The organism is Chloroflexota bacterium (assembly GCA_034717495.1).
GTDB lineage: Bacteria > Chloroflexota > Anaerolineae > JAAEKA01 > JAAEKA01 > JAYELL01.
The window spans coordinates 1-11,284 of the sequence record JAYELL010000072.1 but is presented as its reverse complement, the minus strand read 5'-3'; the positions used below and the strand labels follow the sequence as shown (position 1 = coordinate 11,284).

Here is an 11,284-nt window from a genome sequence, read left to right as displayed (position 1 = left end):
GACCGCTCTTCCGGAAGACGGCGGTCATCGGTCCGCGGTCATCTGTCGCGGTCAGTGGTCGGCGGTCCGTGGTCATCTGTCGCGGTCCGCGGTCATCTGCCGCGGTCGGTGGTCGGCGGTCCGTGGTCATCTGTCGCGGTCCGTGGTCATCTGTCGCGGTCCGTGGTCATCTGCCGCGGTCGGCGGTCATTTGCCGCGATCGAGGAAGTCATCGAGAACAAGCACGGTGATATCACGGTGTACCCGTCGAAAGCCACGATCGTTGGTCACGAAGGCAGTAGCGCCATGTTGGAGAGCCGATGCCAGGTGGAGCGCGTCGGCCGGGCGCAGCCGGTAGGTGGCCCGAAGCTTTGCCGCCCGGCGGGCGATGTCCCTGTTCACGTCGATAACTGTGAGATGAGGGAAATTGACCAGCAGCATCTCGTATTCACAGGCAACGGCCGGTTGGTCCAACTGCCAGGGCCGCACGGTAACCTCCATGATAGCAAGCACCGATGCCACGGCCTGGCACTCACCCCGCTGGACAGCAGTTAGCAGTGCACTGGTCAGTAGCTGATGACGAAGATGTCCCTCGAAATGGTAGATGAAGACCGACGTGTCGAGACCCAGGACCTGGTGGCCATCCAACGCAGCGATCAGCGCGCTTGGGGCTGCGTCCATGCCTCTCGTTCCTCATGCAGATAGGAGGTCGTATCCGTGCCAGACCAGATCTCGCGGTGCAACCCGGCCATATGGGCTACATAATCTCTGGGTTCAGGCATCAGGATCAGAATATTGTCCTGCACATCGACCAGTAGCCGATCGCCGGTCTGGATATTGAGCTTCCGGCGAACCCGGCTGGGCAATGCGATCTGATAGCGGCTGCTAACCTTGACGGTAGTTGGTTCAGACATCAATGGACCTCCAAGCAGATTAGTGGATTTGCTTAGCAGTCTACCACAAGGTTGCTGTATCAGCAAGGAGACCGCAGACCACGGACGGCTTTCAGAAGACCGCAGACGGCTTTCAGAAGACCGCGGACGGGGCGGACGGCGGACCGCTTTCAGAAGACCGCGGACGGCTTTCAGAAGACCGCAGACGGCGGACGGCGGACCGCTTTCAGAAGACCGCAGACGGCTTTCAGAAGACCGCAGACGGCGGACGGCTTTCAGAAGACCACGGACGACAGACGGCGGACGGCTTTCAGAAGACCGCAGACGGCTTTCAGAAGACCACGGACGGCGGACGGCTTTCAGAAGACCGCGGACGGCGGACGGCGGACCGCTTTCAGAAGACCGCAGACGGCGGACCGCTCTTCCGGAAGACGGCGGTCATCGGTCCGCGGTCATCTGTCGCGGTCAGTGGTCGGCGGTCCGTGGTCATCTGTCGCGGTCCGCGGTCATCTGTCGCGGTCAGTGGTCGGCGGTCCGTGGTCATCTGTCGCGGTCCGTGGTCATCTGTCGCGGTCCGTGGTCATCTGCCGCGGCCGGTTAAGGAATCTCCGGATATTCCCCTGTCAGTATAGCAATTGCCCGCCGGATCGACTCCCCTTCCTGGTCGCTAATGGGTTCATGGCTAAACCTGTAGTCGCGTTTGCGAATGAACTCCCCCAGGTTGCCGATGGTTTCCTTCCACTCTTCGCTGTGCAACTCGACCAGGGCTGTAGCGGTTTGGGCATCCATGGGCATCGACATGGCCCACGCCAGGTGATCCCAGCAGAGTCCGCCAGCAGCCTGAAGAGGCTCATCCAAGTCGCCTGGCAGGTGCGCCAACAACTCCTCCAGCGAACGTTTCTCCAGTTTTCGCATGTGATCGCAGACGGGACAGGAGCCTTTGGAGGGCATGGCAGAGTCGGCATTGCCAGGGCTGTTTTTCTTCCCACCCAACTGCAAACGCTGCCACAAGCCGCGATCGGCAGGCGCTTTTGCCCGCTGCAGTCGACGCAGGCCTTCTTTGAGCAGCGCCTGCTCGATAATCGCCGTCCCCAACCGTTCCCCTTCGAAGGAGAGCAAGTCCCTGCTGTGCAGGCTACAGAAACCCATTGCCTCATTCAACTCCTGTCGGATTTCCGGATCGTTAACACTGCCCCACAGCAGGTTCTCCAGGTAGTGATTGGACGCCTTTCGGCCAACCTGGCATACGGGACACCCGGGCCGCTCAAGCATCTGCTGCAGTTCCTGGTAGAAAAAACTCTGTCTGGACATGAATCTGAGTTTACCCTACTTTTCCAAGGCCCGCCAGCCGGCCGACTCTAGCTAATGGTCAATTGCCAACACCTGCACCTGCCTGGCTCACGATCGTCACCCAGGAGGCGGTAGTTTAGCTTTTGCCCGCTTGATGTGAATGTGCTACCATTGCCGCCTGACCATGAACGCCTTCCCTTTTCCCGACCTGGAAACAGAACGCCTGACACTGCGACAGATGGCGCCCGCCGATGCCGCTGCGGTGCTGCGCATCTTCGGCGACCCAAAGGTCACCCAATACTACGATTTGGAACCCTTGCGAAGCCTGGATAAGGCCCTGGCACTCATCGAGCGTCAGGCTGAACGCTTCGAACTTGGCACGGGCATCCGCTGGGGAATCGCCACAAAATCGGCTGGAGATCTAATCGGCACCTGCGGATTCCACCTGTTTTCCCCCGGCTATCGGGCAGGAATCGGCTACGAGTTGGCTCAAGCCTATTGGCGGCAGGGCTTCATGACAGAGGCATTGCGTGCCATGTTTCGCTATGGTTTCCACATCCGTGAGCTGCATCGTCTGGAAGCTCTGGTGATGCCAGGAAACATGCCATCAAGACGGCTACTAACGAAACTGGGCTTCACAAATGAAGGCCTGCTGCGAGAGTATGCCTTTTTCAGAGGGGCTTTTCACGACCTATTTTGTTTTTCGCTGCTCAGCCACGAGTACGCAGGAGATCGATCATGGATGTAAGAGACTACAATCGGGAAGCGTGGAATCTGGCGGTCGAAAGAAAGAACGAGTGGACGATCCCGGTGGATCCCGATGTGACCTCAGCTGCCCGCCGCGGCGAGTGGTTTATCATTCTTACACCGCAGATTCCCGTGCCGCGGGAATGGTTTCCCCAGGAAATGAACGGGCTTGATCTGCTCTGTCTCGCCTCTGGCGGGGGACAACAGGGGCCAATTCTGGCCGCAGCGGGCGCCAACGTAACGGTGTTCGATAACTCGCCCAGGCAGCTGGCCCAGGATCGCCTGGTAGCTGAACGGGATGGTCTCGATATCACAACCGTTGAAGGAGATATGCGGGACCTGTCCCCCTTCCCTGAAAAATCCTTCGACCTGATCATCCATCCCGTGTCGAATCTGTTCGTACCCGATGTACGCTCGGTCTGGCGGGAAGCCTTTCGCATCCTGCGGCCGGGCGGCGCACTGCTGTCGGGCTTTCTGAACCCGCTGGTTTATATCTTCGACATCGAGAAAGCCGACGACCAGGGAATCCTGGAGGTCAGGTATTCTGTTCCCTATTCCGACCTGACCGATCCACCGGAAGAAGTACGGCAACGGCTGAAGGCCGAGGGCAACGCCATGGAATTCGGCCATACCCTGGACGATCAGATCGGCGGCCAGATCGATGCAGGCTTTGCCATCACCGGCTTTTACGAGGATCGCTGGCCCGATTTCATCCTCGACAAATACATTGCTACGTTTATCGCTACGCGCGCAACCAGGCCTGGCTATCCCCCGGTCGGGTCAGCTTGAAACACCGGCCCATCAAGGCACACCAGCCATCCATCCCCCACCTCGCAGCTGCCACACAGGCCGATGCCGCAACGCATATGAGCCTCCCATGACAACTGCACCTGGACGCGCCGCTTCATCCCAACCCTGGCGATGGCCTGAAGCATGCCAGGGGGACCGCAGGCATAGATCATGCTCGCGAGCCTGGGTTCACCGTCCAGAATCGGCCCGACAGCATCGGTCACCAGTCCCGGCAACCCCTGCGAACCATCCTCCGTTGTCAACTGGAGCGGAATACCAAGCTTTCGGATTTGCTCCACAAACAGCAGCCCATGGGCAGTGCGCGCGCCAATAATCATGGCGACGGGCTGCTTCAGCGACAGGAGACGCTGGGCCAGAAAAAACAGAGGCGCTACACCGTAGCCCCCACCGATGAGCAGATTCCGCATGGGTGCGTGGTCACCGCCAGGCAGCAGGTAACCTTTGCCCAATGGCCCCCTGATCCAGATCAGATCACCTGCCTGCAGATCGTGAAGCGCCTGGCTAAAGGGTCCAACAGCAGCAATGGTCAGGGTCACCGGATCGGCCAGGGCAAGGCCGAAGGGCTTTTCATCGATATCGGGTAACCAGGCCATTACAAACTGGCCCGGCAGGGCATCGAGCTTCCCGTCGAGAACAAAGGACCTGGTGGTGGCATTCTCCTGGCGGATCGCCATAATCCGCATCGGTTGATGTAGCAGCAAACCACCAGGTATTCTGCCGCCCTCATGGCCGGCATCTTCGCCCGTTGGCTGGTTTCTTTTCACAACGCCCTTCTCCTCAGGCCGGCCACCGTGCCATATCCGTGAAGGCCCATAAATGCCGCCAGCTCCCGGTTGATCTCGCGCAACGCGTCGACGCCCCGATAATAGACGGCCGATCCTACTCCCGCGACGCTGGCCCCGGCTGCTAACATCTCGACAGCATCGGTGCCAGTGGTTATGCCACCGGTGCCAATGATGGGCACCTCTACCGCCTGGGCGATCTCATAGACGCAACGCAGTGCCACCGGTTTGAGCGCGGGTCCGGAGACTCCACCCACCCGATTGGAAAGCACTGGTCGACCGGAGGCTGTATCGATGACCATGCCGGGCATGGTGTTGATGGCGGTAATCGCATCGGCGCCTGCCTCAACCACTGCTGCTGCGATTCGGGCGATGTCGGGCACGTTGGGTGCCAGTTTGACACTGATAGGTATGGCATGGCCTGTTGATTCGGCAACGCCATGCAAGGCCCGTTTTACCGACTCGGTGACAGCGGCGGCAGTTTGCGGAGAGCCAGCAAATGGCGTACCGAACTCATCGCTCACGTTGGGACAGGAGATGTTGACTTCCAGAATATCGGGCCTTGCCTGTGCCACCACGCTGGCCACCTCGCCAAATTCCCTGACAGTCCCCGCGAAGATGCTGGCGATCAGAGGCACACCCAAAGGATGCAGATCCTGGCGCGTCTGTGCCAGCAGTTCCGCCTCTTCCCGGGCACCCGGATTGCTCAACCCGATGGCGTTGATCAACCCGCGGCCCCAGTCAAGCGCCACTGGATTGGGATGTCCCGCCCGCGGCAGCGGGCCGCAGCTCTTGGCAGTGACCATACCTGCGCCATTTTTGGCCGCGCGCCGCATGAGGGTACGGCTGGTGCCGATGATACCTGACGCCAGCACCAGGGGGGAGTTCAGATGAAATCCAAGAAATTCACATATCAGGCTTGTGTCGGCCATGACTCCTACTCTTCTCGATTAGGGCGAGACAGGGCCCGCTGGTTAATGACTTTCCATGGAGTTCTGTCCGCCCAAACCTCGGTTACACCCGTCCCAGAACAGCGGCCAGCAAAGCCATCCGAATGTACATGCCGTTGCGAACCTGGCGGAAATAGGCAGCCCTGGGATCGCTATCCACAGCATAATGGATCTCTCCCACCCGGGGCAAGGGATGCATGACCACCATGTTTTCCTTGGCCTTCTGCATCAGTTCGGGGGTAATCACATAATGTTCCTTGACTGCCTCATACTGAGCCAGGTCGGCGAAACGCTCCTTCTGCACCCGGGTGACGTAGAGAACGTCGGCGTTTTCGATCACATCGGCAACGTCGTGGGTCTCCCGCACTGGCAGTCCGACATCGATCACCTCATTCATGGTCACCAGCGGCAGACGCAGAATCTCGGGCGACACATAACGCAGGCTGACGTCATACTGGGTCAAGAGTTTGGTCAGCGAATGCACGGTCCGGCCGTAGCGCAAATCCCCAACCATGGCGATCTTGAGGCCATCGATTCTGCCAAGCTCTTCCTGGATGGTGAACAGATCGAGCAGTGCCTGGGTTGGGTGTTCACCCGCCCCATCACCTGCATTGAGAACCGGCACCTCTGCGTACTCGGCGGCGACCTGGGCTGAACCGATTTCCGGGTGGCGCAGCACGATCACATCGGAGTACTGCTCCAGCGTGCGGATGGTATCGGCCAGGGTTTCCCCCTTGCTGACCGAGCTGTACTGCACACCCTGCGTAATTGGAATTACGCTACCCCCTAAACGCTCCATAGCGGCGATAAAGGAAGAACTGGTGCGCGTGCTCGGTTCATAGAACAGGCAGGTCAACACATTCCCGCGCAAAAGGTCGCTCATGCCCTGGCGGTCGACCATGGCGCGCATTGCCTGGGCTTCTTCAAAAACACAGGTCAGATTGTCGCGGTTGAACTGAGATACCGACAGGATATCCTGGCCGGAAAATTCCTGGATTCGGGCGCAGCCACCGGTTTCCGAAACTTCGTGCACGGCACTGTCTGACATGTCACTTACTCCTTGTCACTTAACCGAGGACCGCCGACCGAAGACCGCCGTCTGCCGTCCGCGGTCTTCCGGAAGCGGTCCGTCGTCTGCCGTCCGCGGTCTTCCGGAAGCCGTCTGCCGTCCGCGGTCCTCTGGAAGCGGTCTACTCCGCCAGATACGCCTGCACTTCCCGGGCCTGATCTGGGGACAGGCGACCCTCTCGCTGCAACACAGTCAGGATCTGGGAAAGGGTCAATACGGTATGTAGGCAATACCCCGCCGTGGCCAGATTTTCCTGCCCTCCCTGTTCACGATCGATCAACACAACGATATCCGACACGAACAGACCAGCGCCCTCCAGCGCGTCGATAGCCTTGAGTACACTGCCACCGCTGGTCACCAGATCTTCGACGACGACCGCCCGTTGGCCCGTCGAAAAAACACCTTCCACGGTCCTTCCCGTGCCATGTCCCTTGACCTCTTTGCGTGGATAGATCAAGGAGCTATCGGTCTGCAAAGCAACAGCTGTACCGATAGTCAGGGCGGCGTAGGGAACCGCTGCCAGGTGATCAAAGGCCAGCGGTTTTAGCAGATCTGCATAGGCCCGGGCAGCCAGCCGCAGCAGATCTGGGTTACTGGACATCCGCCGCAGATCCACATAGATCGGAGACCACTGGCCGGAGGCCAGCGTAAACTGACCCAACTGCACACAGCCGGCATCGTGCAGCGCCAGAATTAGTTCCGAGTGATCGACTGTTACCTGATCCGCCGCCTTCGGTATCGATGGCTCGCCGGCTGGCCGGTACACCGTACGATATTTGTGATGAGTTGAAACGCGCGCTCGAGCCAGATTGATCTCCTCGCGAAGAGCAAGGGCAGCAGATCGAGGATCATCGGCGTAGAGAATGGCCCGGGACACCGGCACGATCATGCCTTGTCCATCGGCATCCAGCCCGGCGGACAGCGCTTCAGACAGGTTGCCACCCTGGGCGCCCACACCCGGCGCAAGGATCCAGTTGGCACGACCAGAAAGCAGACTACGCACCTCCGCCAGTGCCTGCGGCTGGGTCGCCCCAACAACAAACCCAACCTGGCTCTCGTCGCCCCAGGTTTTTGCCTCACTCACGACGTGTTGGTAAAGCAAGCTGTCCTGCGCACCGAACTCCTGCACCGACCGAGCCGATGGATTGGAAGTATAGACCAGTACAAAAACCGCCTTCCCTGCATAGGCCAGGAATGGCGTCACCGCGTCGCGGCCCAGGTAGGGGCTGACGGTAACCGCGTCCGCTTCCAGTACATCGAAAACGGCCCGCGCATAGGCCCGGGCGGTACTGCCAATGTCACCACGCTTGGCGTCCAGCAACACCGGAATATCGCGGGGCACCGAGGCAATCGTCCGCCGCAGTGCCTCAATACCTGAAGGGCCAAACTGTTCATAAAAGGCAATATTGGGCTTGTAGCAACAGACCAGGTCGGCTGTTTTATCAATCAGTTGCTGTCCCCAGGCGAGCAACGCGTCACCGCCAGCGGGCATGGAGAAGTGATCTGGATACTTGAGAGGATTTGGATCAAGCCCAAGGCAAAGCAGGCTGTTGTTGCGGATCACTGCCGCATTGAGCTTTTCGACGAATGAACTGCCATTGAATGCACTCATATTGCCCGGCCTCCGGAATGCTCACTGAACTTCGATAACCGGCAGGTGGATCAAAACAGCGGCGCCTGGATCCGGTGGCGTCTGACCCATCACCTGGACAGCTTCGCTCCACAGATCGTTTTCCTGAAAAGCCGGTGGGGCGACGTGGGCAGGCGTGAAAGTCCGCACACTAAACTCATAGTCCTGTCCCGGCTGCAACCCAGTCACCTGGTATTGCGATGCGGTCTTGTCGGCTGTCGTGCCATGAACGACGTAAGTACCGCCCGGAGGTCGGATGCTCACCTCGTAGAAGCCACCATCCCAGGTGTAGACAATCGGAGTCCAACTCAGGTCGATCTGTGTTGCGGACATCGTTTGAGCCTGAAGGTTGGCCGGCGGCATGGTCTGGGTCTCAAACCACCACCGATCCACGGCCATCTCGATGCAGGCATCGGCACTGGAAAAGGCGTTGAAGCCCAAATCTGCCTCGACAAGATTCTGCAGATCACAGAGACTTGTGGGAATGGATCCGCTGAACTTGTTGCTGATCAACCACAAGGTCAACAGATTATCGAGCTGGCCCAAGGACGCGGGAAGAGGGCCATCAAGGTGATTGCGGGAAAGGTCCAACCGTTGCAGGTCGCCAAGATTGCTCAAGATAGCCGGGATGGTGCCAACCAACTGGTTGCCCGACAACACGAGACTGCGAAGATTCGAGAGCGCGCCAAGTTGGTCCGGTATCGTACCTTCCAGCTGGTTTTGGGCCAGTACAAGTGTTTGCAGATCCACCATGCCGCCCAGTTCGGGTGGTATTTGGCCGGTCAACTGGTTGGTGTTCAACAAAAGCTGGTCGAGATTGTTCATGCTACCCAGCACCGGAGGGATCGAGCCGGTCAGCTCGTTCACTCCGAGGGCCAATACCTCGAGGTGGGCAAGGTTGGCCAGTTGAACCGGGATGCTACCGGAAAGTTGATTACTACCCAGCTCCAATCGACGCAGCCTGATCAATCCAACCAGAGCTGGCGGGATTTCCCCTGTCAAGCGATTGTCCGTCAGAACCAAAGACTTGAGCTGACTCAGATTACCGAGAGACACAGGAAGGTTGCCCCCTATCTCATTGTGTATGAGTGACAGAGTCTCAAGTTGGGACAAGTCATCCAGATCACCGGGAAGAGAACCCGTAAGTTGATTGTCCGGAAGTTCGATCGCGGTGATCCTGTCGCTTTGACAGGTTACCCCGAACCATGTGCAGGGTGTCGTGCTCTCAAACCAGCCGTCATTCTCACTCCAACCACCGCCGTTTGTAGCGGAATAGAGAGACTGTAGCGCCTGACACTCGCCGGCGGGAATCTGCCAGATGTCGGCACATGTCACCGATGGCGCCGCTGCCACCCGCGCTGCAACAGTCGCCGGAAGCGGCGCTCCGGCAAACGCCAAAAAAGCCACCAATATCAGCAGTACAGATACGTTTCGTCTTCGTCTGTTCACCATATCTCAACACCTCGCTTCGTTATCTTGATCATCAACACTGACAGCTTCAAGGGATAATCCATCCCATCCCGGGGTGCGCCAACAACTGGGGCTGCGCCAGGTCGTAGGCAACCTGCCCTCTCAATATCACCCGCTGTACCTGCCCGGTCACCGGCGTTCCTGCAAAGGGTGTCCAGCCACATTTGCTGAGCTGGCGGCCGTTGTCGATCACAAATTGTGCATCCAGATCGACCTCGACATAGGTATCCTCTTGTTCGGGCAAACTGAAAATACGACGGGGAACGATGGCCATCAGTTCCGTCAGGCGCTGCAGGGTCAGGCGCCCTGCCTTCACAGCAGTCAACATCAACGGCAAAGATGTCTGCAGCCCCGCCACACCTGGAGGCGCGGTCGCCGAGGCCTTCTCGTCGAGCGTGTGGGGCGCATGGTCGGTGGCGATGCAGTCAACGGTCGAATCGATATGGGCCCAGAGCGCAGCCTGATCGTCGGTGGTTGCCAATCGGGGACGCATGTCGCCCAAGGGACCCAGTTGGATCGCATCCCTCTCGTTCAAAAAGAGATGATGAGGCGTGACCTCGCACGTCACGGGCAGGCCCTGTGCCTTCGCTCTGGCGATCAGCTCGATCTCATCCCGCCGGCTGATGTGGCAAAAATGTACTGGGCGCGCAAAGCTTGCCGCTAATCCAATGCCTGCCGCGATGCTCTGGCCTTCGGCATGCATAGCGATCATTTTGTCGCGCGGCCAGCTCTCGAAACAGGCCTGAAGCGTTGGCAAATCCTCAACCCTGAGAGGTCCAAAGGTGTCATTCAGGTAGATTTTCAGCCCTGCCGCTGCTGGAGCGACGACAGGAAGCTGATCAATGTGCTCAGAACTGGCGCCGGCGAACAGACCGACATCGCAACGCGCGTCTTGTCCGGCGACTTCCCGCGTTTTTTGGATGACCTGGGGGGTAGTGATCGGTGGCGAGGTGTTCGGCATCGCCAGTACCATGGTCACACCGCCGGCCAGTGCGGCAGAAGTGCCTGTGGAAAAGTCCTCCTTGTGTTCTCCCCCTGGCACCCGCAGGTGGGTATGGGGGTCGATCAGGCCAGGTAGTTTGATCAATTCGGTCATGGGTTGTTGTGGAGCCTTCAGGCGGCGACTCAGATGTGCAGCGGGCAAAAAAATACCCGATCCTGTCAAGAATCGGGGCCAAAAGCACCGTGGGCGACCGGTGCGAGTAATTGTCTATGAGAATCTGGCGTGTCTCGGAATTGAAGCTGCATTCTGAAAACAGATTATAACCGAGTTGGTGATCACGGCCAAATCCACCACGGGTAACACGGAGACGCAAAGAGCCTCAGATTCCCTCCGGCTTTGTGCCTTTGTGTGAGGCCTTTACAAGAATACATCACTTCCCCTCTGCGGACAAACGAGTCTTCCGATGAAGCGTTGTTGACATTCGGCACCGGGTCAGAACCCGTTGGAGGTAGCGCAGGCTCCCAAAAGGAAATCCACCTGTCTACCTGTTTCCCTGTCTACCTGTTTCCTTGTCTACCTGTTTCCCTGTCCCTTGTTTCCTTGTCTACCTGTTTCCCTGTCTACCTGTTTCCCTGTCTACCTGTTTCCCTGTCTACCTGTTTCCCTGTCTACCTGTTTCCCTGTCTACCTGTTTCCCTGTCTACCTGTTTCCCTGTCCCTT

Annotated in this window: 11 protein-coding genes; 2 read left to right on the top strand and 9 right to left on the bottom strand. The window is 58.7% G+C overall.

Going from position 1 to position 11,284, the window contains the following annotated elements:
• Positions 1-186 precede the first annotated feature (186 nt).
• From U9R25_13800 to U9R25_13790, 3 genes are all read right to left on the bottom strand, one after another.
• Positions 187-660 carry a type II toxin-antitoxin system VapC family toxin gene (locus tag U9R25_13800; GenBank protein MEA3336981.1) on the bottom strand — a complete coding sequence of 158 codons (474 nt, stop codon included), beginning with the start codon at positions 658-660 and terminating at the stop codon, positions 187-189.
• Positions 636-893, bottom strand: coding sequence for an AbrB/MazE/SpoVT family DNA-binding domain-containing protein (locus U9R25_13795; protein MEA3336980.1), 258 nt, complete (start codon positions 891-893; stop codon positions 636-638). Before U9R25_13795 ends, U9R25_13800 begins: the two co-directional genes overlap by 25 nt.
• 576 nt (positions 894-1,469) lie before the next feature.
• Positions 1,470-2,183: a DUF6062 family protein gene (locus U9R25_13790; GenBank protein ID MEA3336979.1), complete on the bottom strand. Its 714-nt coding sequence runs from the start codon at positions 2,181-2,183 to the stop codon at positions 1,470-1,472.
• A gap of 163 nt (positions 2,184-2,346) precedes the next feature.
• On the opposite strand from U9R25_13790, the gene U9R25_13785 reads away from it, so the two are divergent.
• Positions 2,347-2,910: a GNAT family protein gene (locus U9R25_13785; protein ID MEA3336978.1), complete on the top strand. Its 564-nt coding sequence runs from the start codon at positions 2,347-2,349 to the stop codon at positions 2,908-2,910.
• Complete coding sequence (locus U9R25_13780) at positions 2,901-3,698, top strand: class I SAM-dependent methyltransferase (protein MEA3336977.1); 798 nt, start codon at positions 2,901-2,903, stop codon at positions 3,696-3,698. Before U9R25_13785 ends, U9R25_13780 begins: the two co-directional genes overlap by 10 nt.
• On the opposite strand, the gene U9R25_13775 is transcribed toward U9R25_13780, so the two are convergent.
• The 6 genes from U9R25_13775 to U9R25_13750 all read right to left on the bottom strand — a co-directional run bounded on the left by U9R25_13775 (position 3,674) and on the right by U9R25_13750 (position 10,716).
• Complete coding sequence (locus U9R25_13775) at positions 3,674-4,483, bottom strand: dihydroorotate dehydrogenase electron transfer subunit (protein MEA3336976.1); 810 nt, start codon at positions 4,481-4,483, stop codon at positions 3,674-3,676. The two genes, U9R25_13780 and U9R25_13775, sit on opposite strands and share 25 nt — an antisense overlap.
• Entirely contained in the window at positions 4,480-5,433 is a 954-nt protein-coding gene (locus tag U9R25_13770; protein MEA3336975.1) for a dihydroorotate dehydrogenase, read from the bottom strand. The genes U9R25_13775 and U9R25_13770 overlap by 4 nt, the downstream gene beginning before the upstream one ends.
• Positions 5,434-5,515: 82 nt before the next feature.
• Positions 5,516-6,499 (bottom strand): aspartate carbamoyltransferase, encoded by a 984-nt coding sequence (pyrB, locus tag U9R25_13765; GenBank protein MEA3336974.1) that lies wholly within the window; start codon positions 6,497-6,499, stop codon positions 5,516-5,518.
• A 142-nt stretch (positions 6,500-6,641) separates the two neighbouring features.
• Complete coding sequence (gene pyrF / locus U9R25_13760; GenBank protein MEA3336973.1) at positions 6,642-8,132, bottom strand: orotidine-5'-phosphate decarboxylase; 1,491 nt, start codon at positions 8,130-8,132, stop codon at positions 6,642-6,644.
• A gap of 21 nt (positions 8,133-8,153) precedes the next feature.
• On the bottom strand, positions 8,154-9,602 hold the full coding sequence (locus U9R25_13755) for a fibronectin type III domain-containing protein (GenBank protein MEA3336972.1): 1,449 nt from the start codon (positions 9,600-9,602) through the stop codon (positions 8,154-8,156).
• Positions 9,603-9,648: 46 nt separating this feature from the next.
• Entirely contained in the window at positions 9,649-10,716 is a 1,068-nt protein-coding gene (locus U9R25_13750) for an amidohydrolase family protein (protein MEA3336971.1), read from the bottom strand.
• Positions 10,717-11,284 lie beyond the last annotated feature (568 nt).